The sequence below is a fragment of the Roseomonas fluvialis genome (genome assembly GCF_022846615.1).
GTDB lineage: Bacteria > Pseudomonadota > Alphaproteobacteria > Acetobacterales > Acetobacteraceae > Neoroseomonas > Neoroseomonas fluvialis.
In genome coordinates, this window is sequence record NZ_AP025637.1 from 2,300,857 (window position 1) to 2,321,995 (window position 21,139).

A 21,139-nucleotide genomic window follows, 5' to 3' on the forward strand; every position below is an offset into this window, starting at 1 on the left:
CCGCATGTCCAAGACCGCCCTGGTTGTTTCCGCCCATTCCGCCGATTTCGTCTGGCGTGCCGGCGGTGCCATCGCGCTGCATGCCGCGAAGGGCTGGAAGGTCACGGTGGTCTGCCTGTCCTATGGCGAGCGGGGCGAATCCGCGAAGCTCTGGCGCGTGCCGGGCATGACGCTCGAGCGCGTGAAGGCCGAGCGCGAGGCCGAGGCGAAGAAGGCTGCGGAGGTGCTGGGCGTCCACGACATCCAGTTCTGGGACCTGGGCGATTATCCGATCACCCTGACCAACGATTCGCTGTTCCGCCTGGTGGATGTGTATCGCGACATCCACCCCGCCTTCGTGCTGACCCACAGCAAGGAGGACATCTACAACCGCGACCACCCGGCGGTGACTGACTTCGCGCAGCATGCGCGCATCACCGCCCAGGCACATGGGCACAACCCGGGGCAGAAGGTGCTCGGCGCGCCGCCGGTCTTCCTGTTCGAACCCCACCAGCCCGAGCAATGCGGCTGGAAGCCCGACGTGCTGCTGGATATCGGCAGCGCCTGGCCGCAGAAGCGCGCCGCCATCGAATGCATGGCCGGGCAGGAGCACCTGTGGGAGTACTACACCCGCGTCGCCCAGCAGCGCGGTGCGCAGGCGGCGCGCAATTCCGACAAGTCGATTACCTGGGGCGAGGGCTACCAGTCCGTCTTCCCGCATGTGGTGGAGAGCCTGGCGTGAGCTTCGCCGCACCGCCGCGCCGCGCCGGCTGGATCGAGCGCCCCGACGCGCGCATCCGCTACGAAGCGACCGGGCAGGGGCCGGCCATCGTCTTCGCGCATGGCCTGGGCGGCTGCCTGTTCTCCTGGTGGCAGCAGGTCGCGCATTTCGCGACGCGCTACACCTGCGTGGCGTTTTCGCATCGTGGCTTCTTCCCCTCGACCGCGCCGGCAGACGGCCCCGATCCGGCGCAGTATGCGGGCGACGTGGCGGCGCTGGTGGATGAACTCGACCTCGGTGACATCCGGATGGTGTGCCAGTCGATGGGCGGCTGGTCGGGCGTGGAATACGCGCTCATGCGACCGGGGCGTGTGAAGGCCCTGGTGCTGGCGGCCACGACCGGGTCGCTCGACCCGCGACAGATGCGCGAGCCGGAGCGATCCCGCCTGTCCGCCTGGAGCAAGTCCAGCGCCGAGGCGCGGAGCGACCTGCTGGCGCGCAACATCCTGCCCGCCTCGGGGGCGCGTATGGCGGAGGAGCAGCCGGCGCTGGCGCAGATCTACCAGCACATCTACGGCCTGACCCAGGGCTTCGACCGCGAGGCGCTGCGCACCAGGCTGCATGCCGCGCGTAACCGCGCGCCTGCCGCGTTTGCCGCGGCCCAGACGCCGGTGCTGTTCGTCCCATCCGAGGAGGATGTCGTGATCCCGCCCTTCGCGCCGGCCGGCATGGCCCCCGACATTCCCGGCGCGCGCGTATCGCCCCTGCCCGAAGCCGGCCATTCCGGCCATTTCGAACACGCCGCCGCCTTCAACGCGAAGGTCGAGGCCTTCTTCGCCGAGATCGCCGCATGAACCAGCGTGTCTTGAGCGCCGCGCTCGGCGACTACCCGCATACCGCCGCGCTACCGGAGTCCACGCTGCTGCGTCTCGACCGCGTGACGGTGAAGCCGATCAGCCGCGCCTTCGCGCCCATGGTGCGCGAGGCGCGCTACGACGTCTCCGAGATGGCGATCGCAACCCTGCTCATGGCCAAGGCCGCGGGCATCCCGGTCACGCTGTTGCCGGTGGTGATGGCGGCGCGCTTCCAGGAAGGCGCATTGTTGTGCCGTGCCGACAGCGCCATCCATGGCCCGGCCGACCTGGCTGGCAAGCGCGTGGGCGTGCGTGCCTATAGCCAGACCACGGGGATGTGGCTGCGCGGCGTGCTGGCGCATGCGCATGGCGTCGCGCCAAAATCGATCGCCTGGACGACCTTCGAGGACGCGCATGTGCCGGGCTTCACCGACCCGCCCTTCGCGAAGCGCGCATCGGGCGGCGCAGACATGACGGCGATGCTCCGGGATGGCGACCTGGACGCCGCGATCTTCGGTGCCGAACTGCCGCCGGGCCATGACTTCCGCCCGGTGTTTCCGGACGTCGCCGCGGCTGGGCGAGACTTCCAGGCGCGCTACGGCTTCGTGCCGGTGAACCACCTGGTGGTGGTGCGCACCGAGGTCGCGGAGGACGCCGCTGTGGTCGCGGAACTGCTGCGAATCTTCGGGCCGGCCACCACGACGCGCGAGGCGCTGGCGCCGGCCATCGACCTGGCCTCGCGTTGGTGTGCAGCACAGGGGCTGATCGCGAGACCGCTGACGCTGGAGCAGGTCTGGTCCTAGGCTCCCTTAAGGGTCCGGAGCGTCAGAAGGAACCCGTGCGCGGCCTCACCCGTTGGCGCCCGAACCATGCACGCCGGGCTGGTGGCGCCGCAGCTACAGGGTGAAGTGTTGCGCCTGCGTCGCACACCATTGTTCGGAGCCGCGCGGCGTTCCGCCGCTCCCATATGCCCAGGCAGCACACGCTGGTTCCCTCGTCTCGACAGAAGGCGCAACCACCGAACGCATCGGTCGCTCCGCTCCGCGATCCAACTCGACGCAGCCAGGGCTGCGACACCAGATCCTGCGAAGCGACTCACACGGCGGTGAAGCCACCCAAGGAGAAGCCTCCTGGCCGGAATGCGTGGACAAGGAATAGCGCGTTCATGGTGCGTCCCGCAGGTCGCCGGAGCGCGCGGTCTTCAAACGCAAGGGATCAAGCGCGCTGCGGCCCGCGCACCAGGCGACCGGGCAGCGCGCCGGTCGGCGTGCCCTCGCGATAGGTGACCCCACCCGACAGCACGGTCGCGACATAGCCCTCCGCTTCCTGCACCAGGCGCTTGCCGCCGGCGGGTAGGTCGTAGCGCATCTCGGGTGCGCGCATGCGGAGCCGGGCGAAATCGATCACGTTCAGGTCGGCCTTGTATCCAGGCGCCACCACCCCGCGATCCGCCAGGCCCATCGCCGCAGCATTGTCCCGGCTGATGCGCTTCACGGCCTGCTCCACCGCCAGTCGCGGGCCGCGCTGCCGGTCGCGCGCCCAATGCACCAGCATATGCGTCATGCAGGACGCATCGCAGATGTAGCCGACATGCGCCCCGCCATCGCCTAGCCCCATCAGCGTGTGCGGATGGGTCATCATCTCGCGGATCGCCGCCAGGTCGCCATCGGCGTAGTTCAGCAGCGGGCGGTTCAGGATGGCGCGGCCGTCGCGCTCCAGCATCAGGTCGTAGCACAGCGCCTCGGCCGTGATGCCGCGCGCGGCGGCCATGGCGGCGACGGAGCGTTCGGGCGGCGGTTCGTAGTCCGGCGGGTCGTTGAGCGGAAAGATCTTGTCCCAAGTGTTCAGACGCGCCTTCAGCGCAGGGTCCTCGGTGGCCTCGGCCAAGATCCGCGCGCGGCGTGCCGGGTCGCGCAAGGCGGCGACGCGCGCCGGTAGCGGCAGGTGCGCAACCTCGCGGAAGGATGGCCGCGTGAGGAAGGGGTGCTGCGACAATTCGAAGCCGAACATAAGCCCGACCGGGCGGCCCATCACTTGGCCGAGCATGGTCACGCCCGAGGCATTCGCCTCGTCCACGCGGTCGAGCAGCCAGCGCCAGAAGCGCGGCTTCGATTCCCGCTGCAGCAGGGAGAAGGTGAGGGGGCGCCCCGCCACCGCCGCGACACGCTTCAGTCGGGCGAATTCCTCCTCCGCCGGATCATCGAAATCCGAGATCACCTGCAGCCAGCCGCTGCCATGTGCGCGCAACGCGCCGGCCAGCGCTTCCAGCTCGGCCTCGGGCGCGCCGAGGGTCGGAATGTGCCGGCCATCCAGCGTGCGATGCGCCAGCGCGCGCGATGTCGAAATGCCGACCGCGCCCGCGGCTAGGCCTTCCGCGGCGAGCCGCGCCATCTCCGCGCATTCCGCCGGCGTCGCTTCGGCATGGGCCTCGGCGCGTTCGCCCATCACGTGCACGCGCAGCGGCGCGTGGGTAACCATGGCGGCAATGTCGGTGTCGAAGCGGCGGCGGGACAGGAAATCCATGTAGTCGGGGAAGGATTCCCAGGCCCAAGGCAGGCCCTCGGTCAGCACGACTTCGGGCAGGTCCTCGACGCCTTCCATCAGCTTGACCAGCGCCTCCCGCTTGTCCGGCCGGCAGGGCGCGAAGCCAACGCCGCAATTGCCGATCAGCGCGGTGGTGACGCCGTTGATCGAGGAGGAGACCAGGCGCTCGCTCCAGGTCGCCTGCGCATCGTAATGCGTGTGGATATCGACGAAGCCGGGCGTGACCAACAGGCCCCTCGCATCGATCTCCTCCGCGCCGCGATCAGCCACGCGACCAACCGCGACGATGCGTCCACCGGCGACGGCGACATCCGCTTCGAACGGCGCGGCGCCTGTGCCATCCACCACCGTGCCGCCACGGATCACCAGGTCATGCATGGCGCTGCTCCTTCAGACGGACAGGGCGATCTTGCCGAAATGCAGGTTGGCCTTCATGTGCGCCAGCGCCTCGACGGCCTGCTCCAACGGGAACACCTTGTCGATCGGCAGGGCGAAGCGGCCCTCCTGCACGGCGTGCCACAGGTCGCGCTTCATGGCGGCGTATTCGGCGCGGATCTCGTCGCGCGAGCGGGTACGATGCGTGACGCCGATGTAGGAAATGCGCCGGTTGGCATGCAGGTCGAAGTCGAACTCCGCCCGCCCGCCACCCAGGCGCCCGACATTGACGATGCGCCCGGTGATGGCGGTGGCGCGCATCGCGGCGTTGATGGTCGCGCCGCTGATCTGGTCCACCACCACATCCACGCCGCGCCCGCCGGTGGCGCCCAGCACCTGGTCCACCCAGCCGGAATCCTTGGTGTCCACCGCGACATCGGCGCCGAATTCCGCCAGCCGCGCGCGCCGCGCCGCGTCGGTCGACGTGCCCACCACGACCTTTGCGCCGAGGAACTTCGCGATCTGCATTCCTATCAGCCCGACGCCCGAGGAGGCGCCGAGGATCATCGCGCTCTCGCCCTTCGCGAAGCGCCCGTTCACCACCAGCGCGTCGTGCATGGTGGCCAACGCCACGGGCAGCGTCGCCGCCTGTTCCCAGGACAGGTTGCGGTCCGGCACCGGCAGCACGCGGCCGATATCGGCGACGGCATATTCGGCGTAGCCGCCCGCGCCCGAGCAGGTCACGCGGTCGCCCGGCTTCACGCCGGTCACGGCGTTGCCCACAGCCGCCACTTCCCCTGCGAAATCCAGCCCCAGGATGGTGCCCGCCCCGCCCATCGCGCCATGCGACCCGCCAGCGGCAACGCCCAGATCCGCACGGTTCAGCGTGGCCGCGCGCACGCGCACCAGCACCTCCTCCGGTCCGGGGATCGGGCGCGGTGCCTCCTGTACCTTCACGCCATCTGCCGTCACCACCGCCGCGCGCATCATGCCGCTCATCTCACCGTGCTCCCCGCAATCCCTGCACGCGAATGAGGCCATCCGGCACCACGCGCAAGCCCTGGATCGACGCCAGCGCACCATGCAGCGTCAGCGGTTGCCACAGGTTGATGTAGGGGCGATCCGCGAGATACATCCGCGCCGCGCGGTCATAGGCGGAGGCGCGCACCGCCGGGTCCACGCTGCGCCGCGCATCGGTCAGCGCTGCCTCGACATCCCGGTTGCAGTACCGCCCGCCATTCAACGGCGCGCCGCAGGCATGGAAGGCGAACAGGTTGCCATCCAGGTCCACGCGCCCCGACCACTGGATCATCAGCGCCTCGAAGTCCCCCACGCTCCATTGGTTGAGCAGCGTGGCGGTCTCGACCTGCTGGATGTCGATGTCGATGCCAGCCTCGGCAGCCATCGCCTGGATCACTTCCGAGGCCTGCTGGTAGTCGGTGGTGTTGGGCACCGACAGGCGGATGCGCACGCGCTGGTGGCCGGCCTCGCGCAGCAGCGCGCGGGCGCGGGCGACATCGCGCGGCGGGATCGGCACCGACCGCGCGTAGAAAGGGTGGTCCGGCGGCACCGCCTGATTGGCCGGCTTCCACAGCCCCTCGAAGGCCACGTTCACCAGCGCCTGGCGGTCAATGCTGCGCTCCAGCGCCTCCCGCACGCGGGCATCCTGTCCGAGCGGCGTCTGCGACCGCGGCCCGTTGCCGACATTGATCGCGATGTAAAAGGTCGCGAGCGACGGCCCCTGATGCAGACGGACCCGCTGGTCGCGCCTGAAATCGCCGACATCCGAGGGGCTCACGCGCTCGATCACCTCGAGCGCACCGGCGCGCAGGTTCGCCAGCCGCACCGTGGCATCCGTGACCGGGCGATAGGTGACACGCTCGTAGTGGATGCTCGCGCGGTCCCAGTAGCCCTCGAAGCGTTCCAGTTCCATGCGGTCCTGGGCGATGCGCCGCACCAGGCGGAACGGGCCGGCACAGGCGGGTTCGCGTTGGAAATCCGCGCCGGTCACGCGGGCCTGGCGGGGCGAGACGAGCATCCCCGCGCGGTCGGCCAACGCCGCCAGCAGGGGCGCGAAGGGCTCGGTCAGCCGGATGGTGACTTCCATCGGGCCGGTCGCGACCACCTCGCTGACCGGGCCCATCTCCGGACGGCGGGTGGAGCCTGGCGTCTCGAGGTGCCGGCGCAGGCCGATCGCGGCCGCCTCGCCGGTCAGGGGCTCGCCGTCATGAAAGCGCACGCCCGCGCGCAGCGTGAAGACCAGCGCGCGTCCGTCATCCGCCCAGCGCCAGGCGGTGGCGAGCTGCGGGACGATCTCGAGCCGTTCGTTGATGTCCACCAGCTTGTCGCACATGGCGGCGAAGACCTGCCGGCCTGCCACGGTGCGCGACAGGGTGGGGTCAAGCACGTCGGGGTCGGAGGTGAGGCCGATGCGCAGGTGCTGCGCCTGCGCAGGCGCCGCGAGGCAGGCGAGGGTCAGCAACGTGGCAAGGATGCGCATGGCGGCGGCTCTCCCGGGCAAGGGGCAAACAGTGTTCCCCCTGGCCGCGCCCTGCGCAATGGCGGGTGCCGCGCTGTCCTCAGCCCGGCGCGCGGTGGATCGGGTCCACCCAGAGCACCGTCTCGGGCTTCTCGACGGGTTCGAGGTCGATGTTGATCGCCACCGCCTCGTTATCGGATCGCACCAGAACGCATTCCAGCGTCTCGTCGGCCGAGGCGTTGATTTCCTGGTGCGGCACGTAGGGCGGCACGTAGATGAAGTCGCCCGGGCCGGCCTCGGCGACGAATTCCAGCGCCTCGCCCCAGCGCATGCGGGCGCGCCCCTTCACGACGTAGATGACGCTCTCGAGGTGCCCATGGTGATGCGCGCCGGTCTTGGCATCAGGGTGGATATGGACCGTGCCGGCCCAGATCTTCTGCGCGCCGACACGCGCTGCGTTGATGGCCGCGGCGCGATTCATACCGGGCGTCTGGGCGGTATTGGGGTCGAGGCTGCCGGCTGGGATCACCCGGACCCCGGAATGCTTCCAGCCATCCTCGGGGATGCTGGCGTGGTCGTGGCCGTCATGCGGCATGCGGATCTCCTGCGGCACGTCGTGGTGGCGCAGGTGAAACGGCGGAATGGCGCGGCCGCAAGCCCTGCGGTGCAAAAAGCGATGGCCTTGCCGTAATGGTGCGCCGACTGAAAATGGCTGCTCCCCGGCCTGCCTTCGGTGGAACGGTGTTCGGCGACCATCCGGGGCCGCCGCCGCCCTCAGGCCGTGCGTTCCCCGGCGAGCCAGATGCGCGTGCGATGGCACAGCAGCAGGAGCGCCGCCTGGCCGGCAAACCACAGCACTGGCACGCTGACGTAGCCGAACAGCACCAGCGCGCCGAGCATGCCGGCGCAACTCAGCACCAGCGCCAGGTGAACCGCATGGTCGAAGGCGCGCAGGGCGGCGTCCTTCAGCGCCCCCATGCCGTTCATCAGCGGCATGGCCAGCGGCATGGCCGCGAGCAGCGCCAGGAGCGCCGCCGTCACCGCCATCCCGCCAAGCCCGCCCCACAGCGCGACTTGCGCCGCGAAGGCATTGGCCAGGGCGGCGTCCGGCAGCAGCCAGCGCAGTGCGAGCAACGTTGCGGCGATGCCGGCCATGGCATCGATCGCGGCGCGGGCCGGTTCATCGACCGGGCGGCCATGGGCCCAGGCGGCGGTGCTGCGCGGCAGCAACGGCCAGGCATCGATGCTGCGATTGGGGTGGCGCATGGTCGGGGGCTCCGGTGCGAAGGACAGGACTTCGCAACCTTCGCCGGCAAATCTTGCCAACCCGCTAACGCGCGCCCTGCATCACCCCTGGCGCGGCATCAGACGCTCCGCCAGCGCTGCCCACCAGGAGGCGCCGATCGGAAGGATGTCGTCGTTGAAGTCGTATCTCGGGTGGTGGACCTGCGCGTCATCCCCCCCGCGCCCGCCGCCGAGCATCAGGTAGGCGCCGTCCTTGGCGTTGAGCATGAAGGAGAAATCCTCGCCCCCCATGGTCGGCTTGGGCAGGGGCAGCACGCGGGACTCGCCCTGCACGGCGCGGGCGGCATCCGCCGCAAGGTGGACCGACGTCACCTCGTTGATGGTGGCGGGATAGAGGCGGATGAACAGCGCCTCGGCCTCCGCGCCGAAGGCCGCCGCGATGCCCTTCACGGTCTCGAGGAAACGCTTCTCCAGCAGGTCACCGACCTCGGGCGCGAACCAGCGGGCGGTGCCCAGCATGCGCACCTGCTCCGGGATCACGTTGTAGGTGAAGCCGCCATTGATGTGGCCGATGGTGATGACGCCGCCTTCGACGGGTTCGACATTGCGCGCCACGATGGATTGCAACGCCTGCACGATGGCAGCCGCGACCACGATCGGGTCGTTGCCATTGTTCGGCATGGCGCCATGCGCGCCCTTGCCGGTGATGGTGACCTCCAGGTTCGCCACCGCGGCCATGACCGGCCCTTCGCGCCACAGGAAGGTGCCGGCCGGCGCGCCGGGCCAGTTGTGCAGGCCGAACACGCGCTCCATCGGGAAGCGGTCGAACAGGCCTTCCTTCACCATCACCTCGCCGCCGCCGAAATTCTCCTCGGCGGGCTGGAAGATGACATAGACGGTGCCGTCGAAATTGCGCGTCTCGGCCAGGTACTTGGCCGCACCCAGCAGCATGGTGGTGTGACCGTCATGGCCGCAGGCATGCATCTTGCCCGGAAAGGTGGAGGCATGCGCTGCGCCGGTCTCCTCGTGGATAGGCAGCGCATCCATGTCGGCGCGCAGGCCGATGGCGCGGCCGGATGCGGCGCCATGGCCGCGGATCACGCCGACGACCCCGGTCCGCGCGATGCCGGTCACCACCTCGTCGCAGCCGAATTCGCGCAGCTTCTCCGCAACGATGCGCGAGGTGCGGACTTCCTCGAAGGCGAGTTCCGGATGGGCGTGAAAGTCGCGCCGCCAGGCCGTCATCTCGGCATGGAAATCGGCGATGCGGTTGTGCACGGGCATGGGGGGCCTCCGTCGTGTCAGCCGGTGGTGTGGGGCGGCGCAAAGGTGAGGGCAAGGCCTTGATGGAGCGCGATGGGCTCGACTCCCAGGATCGTGCGCATCGCGGCGACGTCGAAGGCCTTGTCCTCCGTCAGGCGGCGGACCTCGTCGCCGCCGACGTGCGGCAGGCCGGGAATGATGCGGGTTAGGGGGGCCGCCATCCGCAGCGCCAGCGCCGGGATGGGCAGGATGGGCGGGGCGCGCAGCCCCGCGGCGGCGGCGACGGCACGCAGGAAGTCGCGATAGGGTATCGCCGCAGGCCCGGCGATGACGATGGTCTGCGGGTCCTGCCAATCGTGCCGCAGCGCCGCGAGCAGGCAGCGCGTCACGTCGCCCTGATGGATGGGCTGCACCAGCGCGCGGCCGCCGCCGGGCAGCGGGGCCACCGGCAGGCGTGCCAGCAGGGCGGCCAGGCGGCGGACATTGTCCTCCCCCTGCGCGCCATAGATCATGGTGGGGTGCAGCATCACGCCGGCGCGGCCCGATGCGAGGAAGGCCGCTTCGCCCGCGCGCACGCCATCCCCATGCGCATCGGGCCAGCGCGAGAAGCGCCGCGTCGATCCCATCAGCACGAAGGATGCGCCGGCGTCCGCCGCTGCCAGCAGGGCCGGCGCCCAGCGCGCATGGACGGTGCTGACGATGCACGATGCGCCCGCCAGGGCGCGCCGGAGCGCCTCGGCATCGCGCAGGTCGGCCGTGCGCAGCATCCCGGGCAGGCCGAGTGCCTGCCACTTCGCCCCATCGCGCGCCACGGGAATGAAGGGCTTGCCCTCCGCCGCCAGGGCGCGGGCCAGCGCCGCGCCGGACCGGCCGGTCGCGCCGATCAGGGCGATTGTCATCGGCAGGCCGTCCAGCGTCCGAGGTCGAGGTGGAAATGATCCGCATGCGCCGCATCGCGCTCCGGCCCCAGCACGGCGGCGAAGATGCGGCAGGCGCCGTCGCGGGCATCGCGCAGGAAGGCCGCGGCCGGCGTGTCGCGGCCCCAGTCGCGCAGAACCGAGACCTCCCGCCCGTCATCCAGCCGCAGCGCGGCGATATCGATGGCATTGGCGCTGGCATGCTCGCTGCGACGTGTCCCGCCGCGCACGTTGCGGCAGGACAGCGTGCCGAGGTGGCGCACGCGCGCGATGCCCGTCCCGAGGTGTGTCTGCGCCGCTGGATCCAGCACCTGGCGCTGATAGATCGTCCACGCCGCGGCCATAGGGCAGGTGACCAGCGGGCGTGCTGGATCGAGCGGCCCCGGCAGGCGCGTGGTGGCCCGCAGCGGACAATCCGCGCCGGCCTCGGCATCCGGCAGTGGCGTGGCCTGGATGCCGGCTGCCGCGAGCGCCGCGAAGCACGCAGCGGGGTCGCGCGCCAGGCCGCGCAGCTTGTGCCGCGTCAGCGGCCCCGTCGGCCCCGCCAGGTCGATCGGTGCAAAGGGATTCCAGGGCTCGGGCAGGCGCGGCAGCAGCAGGGCCGCCCCAGCCAGGGCACAGAACAATAGGATCAGAAGGGTCACGCGGCGCACCCCGCGCATATGGGTGCGCCGGCGGCGGGATGCGCGGTCAAGGCTCCGCGCGCAGGAAGGCGAGGTCGGCGCCAAGCGGCGCCTGGGTCACCTGGTCGTGCACAAGCTTGTCCCAGCCGCGCTTGGGTGCGGGTGCGGGCGCCCAGGCGGCGCGGCGCTTCGCCAGTTCCGCCTCGTCGACCAGCAGGTCGAGGGACCGGTTCTTCACCGACAGCCGGATGCGGTCGCCGGTCTGCACGAATTGCAGCGGCCCGCCCACCGAGGCCTCCGGCGCGATATGCAGCACGATGGTGCCGAAGGCGGTGCCGGACATGCGGCAGTCGCTCATGCGCACCATGTCCTTCACGCCCTGCCGTGCGAGCTTCTTCGGGATGGGCAGGTAGCCCGCTTCGGGCATGCCGGCGGGCGAGCGCGGCCCCGCACCCTTCAGCACCAGGATGTCCTGCGCCGTGACATCGAGGTCGGGGTCGTCGATGCGGTCGGACAGGTCCTTCAGCCCGTCGAAGACGAGGCAGCGCGCCTCGGTCTCGAACAGGGCCGGTGTGGCCGCCGAACGCTTCAGGATCGCGCCGTCCGGCGCCAGCGAGCCGAATAACGCGACCAGCCCACCGACCGGGGAGACCGGTGCGCCCCGCGCGCGGATGATGCGCCGGTCGACGAAGTGGGTGCCATCGCCAATGCGGTCCGCGAGCGAGACGCCGTCCAGGTCCTTCGTCGTCAGGTCGAGCAGGTCGCGCAATTCCCACAGCAGCGCGCGCATGCCGCCGGCGCTGTGGAAATCCTCCATGTAGCCCTCGCCGGTCGGCTTGAGGTCCACCAGTACAGGCGTGGTCTCGCTCAGCGCATCGAGGCGCTTCAGGTCCAGGTCGAGCCCCGCGCGCCCGGCAATGGCCGCGAGATGCACGATGGCGTTGGTCGACCCACCCAGCGACAGCAGCACGCGCACGGCATTGTCGAGGTTGCCCTGCGTCATCAGCGACAGCGGCGCGACCGGCTTGTGGATCAGGCGCACGGCCTGCGCGCCGGCTTCCTCCGCGATGCGCAGCCGGTCGGCGTGCACGGCCGGCGCGCTCGCGGCATCGAGCGGCATGAAGCCGAGCGTGGCGGCCAGGCACGCCATGGTGCTGGCCGTTCCCATCACCCCGCAGGTGCCCGCGGTGGTGGCGAGCTTGCCTTCCAGCGTGGCGATCTTCTCGTCGCTCACCTCGCCGGCGCGGTAGCGCGCCCAGTAGCGGCGGCAATCGGTGCAGGCGGACAGGCGCTCGCCCTCGAAAGCCTGCGCGAGCATGGGCCCGACCACCAGCATGACCGAGGGCGTGCCGGAACTGATCGCGGCCATGAGCTGCGCCGGCACGGTCTTGTCGCAGCCACCCACCAGCACCGCAGCATCCATTGGCTGGTTCGCCAGCATCGCCTCGGTGTCGAGCGCCATCAGGTTGCGGTAGTGCATCGAGCACGGGGACAGCGAGGGCTCGCAGATGCTGATGGTCGGGAAGGACAGCGGCAGGCCGCCGGCAGCGAGCACGCCGCGCTTCACCGCCTCGATCAGTTCGGGGATGGTGCGGTGGCAGTTGTTGTAGTCGGACGCGGTGTCGGCGATGCCGACCACCGGCTTGTCGAGCATGGCCTGCGAATAGCCCATGGACTTGGCGAAGGACCGGCGCAGGTACAGCGCGAAGGCCGGGTCGCCGTAGTTCGATGCGTTGCGTCCGAGGCCGAACGGGGCCGCGCCCCGTCCATCGTCACCGGGCTTCTTGTCGGTCATGCGTGTCCTCCGCACCGCGGCGCGGCACCGCCGTCTATCCGGGGTGGTGGCACACGCAGCAAATCTTGTTGCCGTCTGGGTCGCGCAGATAAGCACCGTAATAGTCGGGGTGGTAGTGCGCGCGGATCCCGGGTGCGCCTTCGTCCGTGCCGCCATGGGCCAGGCCGGCCGCATGGAAGCGATCCACGCTGGTGCGGTCCGGGGCCTCGAAGGCGATGGTGACGCCGTTGCCGACGCTGGCGACCTGGCGGTCGAACGGCCCGGTCACCCAGAATTGCGGCGTGGCCTCGGGGGCTGCGGCATACCCGGCATAGCCCTTGTCCATGTCGGATTCCTGCCGCGCGATGCCGAGGCCGCCGAGCACGACATCGTAGAAGGCGACGGCACGGCGGATGTCGTTCGTGCCGAGGGTGGTGTGGCTGTACATGCGTGCGGCCTCCTGCACCGCGGCGCGATGCTAGCGCCGCGGCGCTTGATCCGGGTTGCGGATCAGGAGGGTTCGAGACCCGCGCGCTGCATCAGGCCGCGATGCAGCGGCAGTTCGCGCTGGATGCGCGCCACCAGTGCGCTGCTGCCCATCGGCGCCGGCGCGAGACCTTGGGTCGCCATGAAGTCGATGGTGCGCTGGTCCGCAAAGACCTGGTTCAGCGCGCCGGTCAGCCGATCGATCACGGGCGCCGGCGTGCCCAGCGGCGCCTGCACGGAATACCAACCGCCCCAGATGAAGCCGTCGAAGCCCTTCTCGACGAAGGTCGGGACCTCGGGCAACTGGGGCGGGCGTTGCGCGGTTGGCACCGCCAGGCCGCGCACGCGCCCGGCCTCGAGGTGCCCCTTCGCTGCCGCGAGCAGCGCGAACATGCAGTCGGTGCGCCCCGCGATGGTGTCGGTCAGCGCCGGCGGCGCGCCGTTGTAGGGTACGTGGAGCATGTTCACGCCGGCACGGACACCCAGGTCCAGCATCGGCAGGTGCGCCGTGGTCCCGGCCCCCCAGGTGGCATAGGAGACCGCCTCTGCCCGCACCTTCGCCGCGGCCAGCAGTTCATCAAGGCTGTTCCAGCGCGGATGCGCCACCAGCAGCGACAGCGTCTCGCAGACCTGGCTGACATGGATGAAGTCGGCGACCGGGTCGTAGCCCGGGTTGCGCAGCGCCAGCGGCGTCAGGCTGAAGGTGGCGATCGTGCCGAGCAGCAGCGTCATGCCGTCGGGCCGCGCCCTGGCGACGTGCCGTGCGGCGATCGAGGTCGATGCCCCGGGCTTGTGGTCCATGACGAAGGACCCGCCAAGCTTCTCCTGCAGGCCCTGGGTGACCAGTCGCCCGACCACGTCCGACGCGCCGCCCGGCGAATACGGGATGACGACCGCGACCGTCCCGCTGCCGGGCCAGGCACCCTGGGCGCCCAGGGCAGGGGCCGCGAGGGCGGCGGGGCTCGCGATCAGCAAGGCGCGGCGATTCATGGCCGTCATGCGGCGTTTCTCCCTGGATTGCGCCAAGCCTGCCGCGCGCGGCGCGGCGCTGTCCAGCGCGTTGGGGCGCGCACCACATGCCGCGGACTTCAATGGAATTTTCGCACGCGCCCGGCATGCTGCGCACGCCACCGCACCACGCCCGACCAGGAGATCGCATGACCGGAGCCGACCCGTCCCCGCCCTTGTCGCGCCGCGTGCTGGGCGGCGCGGCCTTCATGATCGGCGCGACGGCCGCCGCCACCCCGCGGGCTGCCGCGCAGCAGGCCGGCGCCGCCGCATCCGTTGCGGGCGGCATCACCTACCGCCTCGTCGGGCGCTGGGATGTCGGCCGGCTCAACCGGATCCTGTCGGTCGATACGCCATCTTTCTTCGGCGTGCCGGTCGCCTATTCCCCCGCGCGCAACGCCGTGCGGCTGTACCGGGTCAGCTACCCCTCGGTCGTCCCGGAGCGCGGCAACCGGCCCGTCACGCTGAGCGGCCTGCTTGCCGTGCCGGAGGTCAGCGCGACGACCCTGCCGCTGGTGTCGTACCAGCACGGCACGGTGTACGGGCGGCAACAGGTGCCCTCGTTTCCCGACCAGTCGCCGGAGACGCAACTGATGCTCGCGCAGTTCGCCGGGCAGGGCTACGCGCTGGCGGGTGCGGACTATATCGGCATGGGCGAATCCGCCGAACCGCAGGGCTACATGGTGAAGGGCAGCCACCAGCAGGCCTGCGCGGACCTGATCCCGGCCGCGCGGGCGGTGCTGCAGGCACTGGGCCTTGCGGCGCCCAGCCTGTGCCTCGCCGGCTGGTCGCAGGGCGGCTACGTGACGATGGCGCTGCTCGAACGGCTCGAGGCGATCGGCCTGCCGGTGCGCGCCGCGGTCACCGCCAGCGCGCCGGTCGATCCCTGGGCGACGCTGGGTGGCTTCCTGGCCTTCCCGCGACCCAATGACGCATCCTGGATAACGACGCTGTTCATCCTGGTCGCGTTCTCCTTCGAGACCTACTACGCGGTGCCTGGCCTCGCCCGGTCCGTGCTGAAGCCCGAACACTACGACGTCGCGCAGCGCGCCTGGCAGGGGGCGGCGGTCGATCCGGCGCAGATCCCGACCGCGCTGCACGACCTGGTGAACGATGCGTATTTCGACCCGGCCTTCTTCGCGGCCTCCGTGCTGGGGCGGCTGCTGGCGGCGAACCAGGCCTATCGCTGGGTGATCCGCACGCCGGTCCGCAACTATTTCGGCGAGAACGACGAGGCGATCCGCGTGGGGATAGGCCGGCTGGCGATGGAGTTCCAGCGCGCCTTCGGCAACGACAAGGTCGAGGCGATCTCCGCCGGTGCCGACGCCACCCATCGCGGGACCTATGCGCGGTCCGTGCCGGCGTGGAAGACGTGGTTCGACGGCTTGATGGCGGGTTGAGGTCTGCGGTATCGGGATACCGTCACCGGGAATGCGCCGGATCGCTTGACTTTCCCGCGCCCAGTGCCGATAAGCCGGTCACCAAACACGCCTGAACCTGGAAAACCGATGCTCACGAGACAGACAACCTCGCTGAAGCCGGCGGAGGTGAAGAAGGCCTGGGTGCTGATCGATGCGGATGGGCTCGTGCTCGGCCGCCTCGCCACCCTCGTCGCCAATCGCCTCCGCGGCAAGCACAAGCCGCAATTCACCCCGCATGTCGATTGCGGCGACCATGTCGTCATCGTCAACGCCCGCAAGGTGCGCGTGACCGGGGCGAAGGCCGAGCAGAAGGTGTTCTACTGGCACACCGGCTACGCCGGCGGCATCAAGCAGCGCACAGTGCGCGAGCGCCTCGAGAGCAAGTACCCCGAGCGGGTCATCGAGAAAGCGGTCGAGCGCATGATCACGCGCGGCCCGCTGGGCCGGGCGCAGATGCGCAACCTGCATGTGTATGCAGGTGCCGAGCACCCCCATGCCGGCCAGCAGCCCGAGGCGATCGACGTCGCGGCGCTGAACCGCAAGAACTCCGTCCTCGTGAAGAAGGTGGCCTGAGGTCATGAGCGAGACCCGTACCCTCGCGGACCTCAAGGAGCTCGTCGCCGGCACGCCGGCGGCGCCCGAGGCCGCGATCAAGCGCGAACCGAAGCGCGATGCCTTCGGCCGCGCCTATGCCACCGGCCGCCGCAAGGACGCCGTGGCCCGCGTTTGGGTGAAGCCCGGCAAGGGGCAGATCCTGATCAATGACAAGCCGGCGGCGCGCTATTTCGCCCGTCCCGTGCTGCGCATGCTGATCACCCAGCCCTTCCTGGTGGCCGACCGCTACCAGCAGTTCGACGTGATCTGCACCGTGGTCGGCGGCGGTCTGTCGGGCCAGGCCGGCGCGGTGCGCCACGGCATCTCCCGCGCGCTCACCAACTACGAGCCGGAACTGCGCGCCATTCTGAAGAAGGCCGGCTTCTTGACGCGCGACCCCCGCGTGGTCGAGCGCAAGAAGTACGGCAAGGCGAAGGCGCGACGCTCCTTCCAGTTCTCCAAGCGCTGACGCCCGGCGGACCGGGCGCCACGCCCGGCCGCATGGCTGGTTCCATCAGGGGGCGGGTCCGCAGGGGCCCGCCCCTCTTGCTTTTCTAGGGTCGTTTCGCGGCAAATGCCGCATCGCAACGGAGGTCCATCCCATGCCCAAGACCCCCACGGTGTTCATCGACGGCGAGGCCGGCACCACCGGCCTGCAGATCCGTGAGCGGCTGGCGGCGAACCCGCATGTTGCCCTGCGATCGATCGCCGCCGACCGCCGCAAGGACCCCGGCGCGCGCCGCGAGATGATGGCCGAGGTGGACCTGGTCATTCTCTGCCTGCCCGATGACGCGGCGAAGGAGAGCGCTTCCATGGCGGCCTCGCTGGGTGCCGCAGCACCGAAGCTGCTCGATGCCTCAACCGCCTACCGGGTCGATCCGGACTGGGTCTATGGCCTGGCGGAACTCACGCCCGACCAGCCGGCCGCGATCGCGGCCGCGATGCGCGTCTCGAACCCCGGCTGCTACCCCACCGGCGCGATCCTGATGCTGCGCCCGCTGGTCGAGGCCGGGATCATGGCGGCCGACCATCCGGTCACGGTGAACGCGGTCTCTGGCTACACCGGTGGCGGCAAGGCGATGGTCGCGGCGTACGAATCGCGTACAGCGCCGGATTTCGAGATGTACGGCCTGGCGTTGAAGCACAAGCACGTGCCGGAACTGCAGAAATACGCCCTGCTGGCGCGCCGCCCGATCTTCGTGCCGGCCGTGGCGGACTACGCGCAGGGCATGATCGATGCCATCCCGCTGCATCTAGACACGCTCGCGAAGCGCGTGACGCCTCCGGAGATCGAGGCGCTGCTCGCCGCGCGCTACGCCGACAGCCAGTATGTCCGCGTCGTGCCGGCCGAAGCCTCGGGCAAGATCGAACCCCAGGCGCTGAACGGCACCAACGGGCTCGAGATCCGCGTGCATGGCGACGCCACGCTGGGCCAGGCGGTGCTGGTCGCGCGCTACGACAATCTCGGCAAGGGGGCGTCGGGTGCGGCGGTACAGAACCTCGGGCTGATGCTAGGCATCCCGGTACAGGCCGACCTGCCCGCGGCACGTCCCGCCGCCGCGGAATAGGCGCAACGGTTCCGGCGGCCCGGGGCGCTGCCTCGGGCCGGGAGCGGAAGGCGCGATCGGGCCGGGCACACAAACGCGCGTGTCGGGCCCGGGGCAGAATGCGGCGCGCGGCTTCCACCGCCGCGCCAGCCGGCGCATCCTGCGCCGGCTTTCCGGGAGGACCCGCCATGGACACGAACCAGACCCTGACCCTGCCGCCGCTCTATACTTTTGAAGGGCACGTGCCGGTCATCCACCCGAGTGCCTTCGTCGCGCCCACCGCCGCGGTGATCGGCCAGGTGACGGTGGGGGAGGGGTCGAACATCTGGTACCACTGCGTCCTGCGCGGCGACACCAACACCATCACCATCGGCGCACGCACCAACATCCAGGACGGCACCATCGTCCATGTGAATGCTGGGCGTCAGTGCACCACCATCGGCGACGACGTGACGGTCGGTCACGCCGCCATCATCCACGCCTGCACGCTGAAGGACCGCGCCTTCGTGGGCATGGGCGCCACCGTGCTGGATGATGCCGTCATCGAGGAAGGCGGCGTGCTGGCCGCGGGCTCCGTCCTGCCCCCGGGCAAGGTCATCAAGGCGATGGAGCTCTGGATGGGCAACCCCGCCAAGATGGTCCAGGTGCTGACGGTGGAACGTCGGGCCGGCTTCGACCGGACGGCGCCGCATTATGTCGAACTGGCCGGGCGGCACCGGCGCTCCCTCGCGGGGGGCTGACGCGCCTGGCGATCCCTGCCAGAACCGGGGCCGTCCCCGGAGGTCCAAGGACGCCCATGACCGAGACCATCTCCCTCCTGATCACCGACGGTGCCGCCGAGGCCCCCGCGTTGCGCGGCACCAACGAACGCCCGCCGCTGAGCTTCGGCGCGCTGCGCGCTTTGTGCGCCCGCACGGTGAAGGCGCTGAACGCCATCGGCATCGGTCGCGGCGACCGCGTGGCGATCGTGCTGCCGAACGGGCCGGAGATGGCCGCCGCCTTCCTCGCGATCGGCGCCGGTGCGACCACAGCGCCGCTGAACCCGTCCTACCGGGCTGAGGAATTCACCTTCTACCTGACCGACCTCAACGCGAAGGCCCTGGTCGTGCTGCAGGGCGTTGCGTCGGATGCGCGGGAGGTGGCCGCGCGGCTGTCCATCCCGGTGCTCGACCTGGTGCCGGGCGAGGCCGCGGGCGACTTCACACTGGAAGGCGGCAGCCCAGCCAATCCCGAGAAGCCCGGCCTGGCCTGGCCGGAGGATGTGGCGCTGGTGCTGCATACTTCGGGCACCACGGCGCGGCCCAAGATCGTCCCGTTGACCCAGGCGAATGTCTGCGCCTCGGCGCGCAACATCGCGCGCACGCTGGCGCTGACGCCGGACGATGCCTGCCTCAACATCATGCCGCTGTTCCATATCCATGGGCTGATGGCGGCCGTGCTGGCATCGGTCGGTGCGGGTGGCGCGGTGGTCTGCACGCCGGGCTTCGATGCGCTGCGCTTCTTCCGCTGGCTGGATGAGGAACGCCCGTCCTGGGTGACCGCCGTGCCGACGATGCACCAGGCGATCCTGTCGCGTGCGGAGCGCAATGCCGACGTCATCCGCCGCGCGCCGCTGCGCCTGCTGCGGTCGTCCTCGGCCTCGCTGCCGGGGCCGGTGATGCAGCAGCTCGAACAGGTCTTCGGATGCCCGCTGGTCGAGAGCTACGGCATGACGGAAGCCTCGCACCAGATGTGTTCGAACCCGCTGGCCGGTCCGCGCAAGCCCGGTTCTGTGGGCCAGCCCGCGGGGCCCGAGGTGGCGATCATGGCCGATGACGGCACGCTGCTGCCCCAGGGCGAGATCGGCGAGGTGGTGATCCGCGGCCCCAACGTGACCGCCGGCTACGAGGCGAACCCCGAGGCCAACGCCAAGGCCTACACAAATGGCTGGTTCCGCACTGGCGACCAGGGCGCGTTCGATGAGGACGGCTTCCTGACGCTGACCGGCCGCCTCAAGGAGCTCATCAACCGCGGCGGCGAGAAGGTCAGCCCGCTGGAGGTCGATGGCGTGCTGTCGGGCCACCCGGCGGTGGCGCAGGCACTCACCTTCGCCATTCCGCACGCCAAGCTCGGCGAGGAAGTGGGCGCGGCTGTTGTGCTGCGCGAGGGTATGGAGTGCACCGAGCGCGAGTTGCGCGACTTTTGTGCCCAGCACCTGACCGACTTCAAGGTGCCGCGGAAGGTGGTGTTCCTGCCCGAGATCCCGAAGGGCGCGACGGGCAAGCTGATGCGCATCGGGCTCGCCGAGAAGCTGGGGCTGACCGCATGAAGATCTGCATCTTCGGCGCCGGCGCGATCGGCGGGCTGATGGCCGCGAAACTGGCCCTCAAGGGTGAGGCCGAGGTTACCGTCATCGCGCGCGGTCCGCATCTGGCAGCGATGCAGGCCGACGGGTTGCGCCTGGTCTCCGAGGGCCAGGAAGTGGTGGCCCGCCCGCGCTGCGTCGCCAGCGCCCAGGAAGCCGGCCTGCAGGATTATGTGGTCGTCACGCTGAAGGCGCATTCGCTTCCGGGCGCCGCGCAGCAGATGCAGCCGCTGATCGGGCCGGACACGGCGATCGTCAGCGCGGTGAACGGCGTGCCCTGGTGGTACTTCCACGGCATCGAGGGCGCGCATGCCGGGCGCATCGTCGAGAGCGTCGACCCCGGCGGCGCCGTCACGCGGCTGCTGCCGCCCGCGCGGGCCATCGGCTGCATCGTCTACCCGGCGGCCGAGGTCAGCGCGCCCGGGATCATCGAACACACCTACGGCGATCGCTTCTCGCTCGGCGAACCCGACGGGTCGCGCTCTGTGCGCGCGCAGCGGCTGAGCGAGGCGCTGATCGCCGCCGGCTTCAAGGCGCCAGTGCGTCCGCGCATCCGCGACGAACTCTGGGTCAAGCTCTGGGGCAATCTTGCCTTCAACCCGATCTCGGCGCTGACAACCGCGACGCTCGACGTGCTGATCGCCGATGACGAGCAGCGCGGCGTGGCGCGCGCCATGATGCTGGAAGGCCAGCGCGTGGCCGAGGCGCTTGGCGTGCGCTTTGCGATCGATGTCGACAAGCGCATCGCCGGCGCGGCCGAGGTGGGCGCGCACAAGACCTCCATGCTGCAGGACCTCGAGCGCGGCCGCCCGATGGAGGTCGAGGCGCTGCTCGGCGCCGTGGTCGAACTCGCCGACCTGGTAAACGAGCCGGCACCGACCTGCCGCACCGTGCTGGCGCTAGTGCGGGCCCGGGCACGCGCCGCCGGCTGCCTGTGATGCCCGCGCGCGCCATGGCGACGGCTT

Annotated in this window: 21 protein-coding genes; 10 read left to right on the forward strand and 11 right to left on the reverse strand. The window is 70.4% G+C overall.

Annotated elements, in window-relative coordinates; translation table 11 throughout:
- The first annotated feature begins 4 nt into the window (after positions 1 to 4).
- Genes MWM08_RS11165 through MWM08_RS11175 form a run of 3 tightly spaced genes read left to right on the forward strand, consistent with a single transcriptional unit; the run spans position 5 to position 2,357 of the window.
- Positions 5 to 721 (forward strand): PIG-L deacetylase family protein, encoded by a 717-nt coding sequence (locus MWM08_RS11165; protein ID WP_244459516.1) that lies wholly within the window; start codon positions 5 to 7, stop codon positions 719 to 721.
- On the forward strand, positions 718 to 1,554 hold the full coding sequence (locus MWM08_RS11170; protein WP_244459517.1) for an alpha/beta fold hydrolase: 837 nt from the start codon (positions 718 to 720) through the stop codon (positions 1,552 to 1,554). Before MWM08_RS11165 ends, MWM08_RS11170 begins: the two co-directional genes overlap by 4 nt.
- A complete protein-coding gene (locus MWM08_RS11175) occupies positions 1,551 to 2,357 on the forward strand; it encodes an ABC transporter substrate-binding protein (protein ID WP_244459518.1) in 807 nt (268 codons plus the stop codon). Before MWM08_RS11170 ends, MWM08_RS11175 begins: the two co-directional genes overlap by 4 nt.
- 412 nt (positions 2,358 to 2,769) lie before the next feature.
- Here the strand turns inward: MWM08_RS11175 and MWM08_RS11180 are convergent, their stop codons facing one another.
- The 11 genes from MWM08_RS11180 to MWM08_RS11230 all read right to left on the reverse strand — a co-directional run bounded on the left by MWM08_RS11180 (position 2,770) and on the right by MWM08_RS11230 (position 14,259).
- Positions 2,770 to 4,476 (reverse strand): N-acyl-D-amino-acid deacylase family protein, encoded by a 1,707-nt coding sequence (locus MWM08_RS11180; protein ID WP_244459519.1) that lies wholly within the window; start codon positions 4,474 to 4,476, stop codon positions 2,770 to 2,772.
- Positions 4,477 to 4,488: 12 nt separating this feature from the next.
- Positions 4,489 to 5,472 (reverse strand): zinc-binding dehydrogenase, encoded by a 984-nt coding sequence (locus MWM08_RS11185; RefSeq protein ID WP_244459520.1) that lies wholly within the window; start codon positions 5,470 to 5,472, stop codon positions 4,489 to 4,491.
- 1 nt (position 5,473) lies between these two features.
- Positions 5,474 to 6,973: an ABC transporter substrate-binding protein gene (locus MWM08_RS11190; RefSeq protein ID WP_244459521.1), complete on the reverse strand. Its 1,500-nt coding sequence runs from the start codon at positions 6,971 to 6,973 to the stop codon at positions 5,474 to 5,476.
- Between the two features lie 79 nt (positions 6,974 to 7,052).
- Entirely contained in the window at positions 7,053 to 7,547 is a 495-nt protein-coding gene (locus tag MWM08_RS11195; RefSeq protein WP_244459522.1) for a cupin domain-containing protein, read from the reverse strand.
- A gap of 179 nt (positions 7,548 to 7,726) precedes the next feature.
- Complete coding sequence (locus MWM08_RS11200) at positions 7,727 to 8,218, reverse strand: hypothetical protein (protein ID WP_244459523.1); 492 nt, start codon at positions 8,216 to 8,218, stop codon at positions 7,727 to 7,729.
- A gap of 81 nt (positions 8,219 to 8,299) precedes the next feature.
- Positions 8,300 to 9,481 carry a M20 aminoacylase family protein gene (locus tag MWM08_RS11205; RefSeq protein ID WP_244459524.1) on the reverse strand — a complete coding sequence of 394 codons (1,182 nt, stop codon included), beginning with the start codon at positions 9,479 to 9,481 and terminating at the stop codon, positions 8,300 to 8,302.
- Positions 9,482 to 9,498: 17 nt separating this feature from the next.
- A complete protein-coding gene (locus MWM08_RS11210) occupies positions 9,499 to 10,359 on the reverse strand; it encodes an SDR family oxidoreductase (protein WP_244459525.1) in 861 nt (286 codons plus the stop codon).
- Entirely contained in the window at positions 10,356 to 11,021 is a 666-nt protein-coding gene (locus MWM08_RS11215; protein ID WP_244459526.1) for an extensin-like domain-containing protein, read from the reverse strand. Before MWM08_RS11215 ends, MWM08_RS11210 begins: the two co-directional genes overlap by 4 nt.
- A gap of 46 nt (positions 11,022 to 11,067) precedes the next feature.
- Entirely contained in the window at positions 11,068 to 12,795 is a 1,728-nt protein-coding gene (locus MWM08_RS11220) for a dihydroxy-acid dehydratase (RefSeq protein WP_244459527.1), read from the reverse strand.
- Positions 12,796 to 12,829: 34 nt separating this feature from the next.
- Positions 12,830 to 13,222: a VOC family protein gene (locus MWM08_RS11225; RefSeq protein WP_244459528.1), complete on the reverse strand. Its 393-nt coding sequence runs from the start codon at positions 13,220 to 13,222 to the stop codon at positions 12,830 to 12,832.
- A 62-nt stretch (positions 13,223 to 13,284) separates the two neighbouring features.
- The gene (locus tag MWM08_RS11230; RefSeq protein WP_244459529.1) at positions 13,285 to 14,259 is read right to left on the reverse strand and encodes a Bug family tripartite tricarboxylate transporter substrate binding protein; all 975 of its coding nucleotides are present in this window, start codon (positions 14,257 to 14,259) and stop codon (positions 13,285 to 13,287) included.
- A 158-nt stretch (positions 14,260 to 14,417) separates the two neighbouring features.
- Here MWM08_RS11230 and MWM08_RS11235 point away from each other — a divergent pair, with 158 nt between their 5' ends.
- The 7 genes from MWM08_RS11235 (at position 14,418) to MWM08_RS11265 (ending at position 21,112) form a co-directional block, all read left to right on the forward strand.
- Entirely contained in the window at positions 14,418 to 15,668 is a 1,251-nt protein-coding gene (locus MWM08_RS11235) for an alpha/beta hydrolase family protein (protein WP_244459530.1), read from the forward strand.
- A gap of 108 nt (positions 15,669 to 15,776) precedes the next feature.
- Positions 15,777 to 16,262 carry a 50S ribosomal protein L13 gene (rplM, locus tag MWM08_RS11240; RefSeq protein WP_244459531.1) on the forward strand — a complete coding sequence of 162 codons (486 nt, stop codon included), beginning with the start codon at positions 15,777 to 15,779 and terminating at the stop codon, positions 16,260 to 16,262.
- Positions 16,263 to 16,266: 4 nt separating this feature from the next.
- Entirely contained in the window at positions 16,267 to 16,752 is a 486-nt protein-coding gene (gene rpsI, locus MWM08_RS11245; RefSeq protein WP_244459532.1) for a 30S ribosomal protein S9, read from the forward strand.
- Positions 16,753 to 16,885: 133 nt separating this feature from the next.
- Positions 16,886 to 17,851 carry an N-acetyl-gamma-glutamyl-phosphate reductase gene (gene argC, locus MWM08_RS11250; protein WP_244459533.1) on the forward strand — a complete coding sequence of 322 codons (966 nt, stop codon included), beginning with the start codon at positions 16,886 to 16,888 and terminating at the stop codon, positions 17,849 to 17,851.
- 167 nt (positions 17,852 to 18,018) lie between these two features.
- Positions 18,019 to 18,570 carry a gamma carbonic anhydrase family protein gene (locus MWM08_RS11255; protein ID WP_244459534.1) on the forward strand — a complete coding sequence of 184 codons (552 nt, stop codon included), beginning with the start codon at positions 18,019 to 18,021 and terminating at the stop codon, positions 18,568 to 18,570.
- Between the two features lie 56 nt (positions 18,571 to 18,626).
- Positions 18,627 to 20,138, forward strand: a complete 1,512-nt coding sequence (locus MWM08_RS11260; protein WP_244459535.1) for an acyl--CoA ligase — start codon at positions 18,627 to 18,629, stop codon at positions 20,136 to 20,138.
- Entirely contained in the window at positions 20,135 to 21,112 is a 978-nt protein-coding gene (locus tag MWM08_RS11265) for a 2-dehydropantoate 2-reductase (protein WP_244459536.1), read from the forward strand. Before MWM08_RS11260 ends, MWM08_RS11265 begins: the two co-directional genes overlap by 4 nt.
- Positions 21,113 to 21,139 lie beyond the last annotated feature (27 nt).

Bases quoted from the DNA above. Each gene is read 5' to 3' on its own strand.
- MWM08_RS11165 (WP_244459516.1), top strand. From the start codon at position 5: ATGTCCAAGACCGCCCTGGTTGTTTCCGCCCATTCCGCCGATTTCGTC.
- MWM08_RS11175 (WP_244459518.1), top strand. From the start codon at position 1,551: ATGAACCAGCGTGTCTTGAGCGCCGCGCTCGGCGACTACCCGCATACC.
- MWM08_RS11180 (WP_244459519.1), bottom strand. From the start codon at position 4,476: ATGCATGACCTGGTGATCCGTGGCGGCACGGTGGTGGATGGCACAGGC.
- MWM08_RS11185 (WP_244459520.1), bottom strand. From the start codon at position 5,472: ATGAGCGGCATGATGCGCGCGGCGGTGGTGACGGCAGATGGCGTGAAG.
- MWM08_RS11190 (WP_244459521.1), bottom strand. From the start codon at position 6,973: ATGCGCATCCTTGCCACGTTGCTGACCCTCGCCTGCCTCGCGGCGCCT.
- MWM08_RS11195 (WP_244459522.1), bottom strand. From the start codon at position 7,547: ATGCCGCATGACGGCCACGACCACGCCAGCATCCCCGAGGATGGCTGG.
- MWM08_RS11200 (WP_244459523.1), bottom strand. From the start codon at position 8,218: ATGCGCCACCCCAATCGCAGCATCGATGCCTGGCCGTTGCTGCCGCGC.
- MWM08_RS11205 (WP_244459524.1), bottom strand. From the start codon at position 9,481: ATGCCCGTGCACAACCGCATCGCCGATTTCCATGCCGAGATGACGGCC.
- MWM08_RS11210 (WP_244459525.1), bottom strand. From the start codon at position 10,359: ATGACAATCGCCCTGATCGGCGCGACCGGCCGGTCCGGCGCGGCGCTG.
- MWM08_RS11220 (WP_244459527.1), bottom strand. From the start codon at position 12,795: ATGACCGACAAGAAGCCCGGTGACGATGGACGGGGCGCGGCCCCGTTC.
- MWM08_RS11225 (WP_244459528.1), bottom strand. From the start codon at position 13,222: ATGTACAGCCACACCACCCTCGGCACGAACGACATCCGCCGTGCCGTC.
- MWM08_RS11230 (WP_244459529.1), bottom strand. From the start codon at position 14,259: ATGACGGCCATGAATCGCCGCGCCTTGCTGATCGCGAGCCCCGCCGCC.
- MWM08_RS11235 (WP_244459530.1), top strand. From the start codon at position 14,418: ATGACCGGAGCCGACCCGTCCCCGCCCTTGTCGCGCCGCGTGCTGGGC.
- rplM (WP_244459531.1), top strand. From the start codon at position 15,777: ATGCTCACGAGACAGACAACCTCGCTGAAGCCGGCGGAGGTGAAGAAG.
- rpsI (WP_244459532.1), top strand. From the start codon at position 16,267: ATGAGCGAGACCCGTACCCTCGCGGACCTCAAGGAGCTCGTCGCCGGC.
- argC (WP_244459533.1), top strand. From the start codon at position 16,886: ATGCCCAAGACCCCCACGGTGTTCATCGACGGCGAGGCCGGCACCACC.
- MWM08_RS11255 (WP_244459534.1), top strand. From the start codon at position 18,019: ATGGACACGAACCAGACCCTGACCCTGCCGCCGCTCTATACTTTTGAA.
- MWM08_RS11260 (WP_244459535.1), top strand. From the start codon at position 18,627: ATGACCGAGACCATCTCCCTCCTGATCACCGACGGTGCCGCCGAGGCC.
- MWM08_RS11265 (WP_244459536.1), top strand. From the start codon at position 20,135: ATGAAGATCTGCATCTTCGGCGCCGGCGCGATCGGCGGGCTGATGGCC.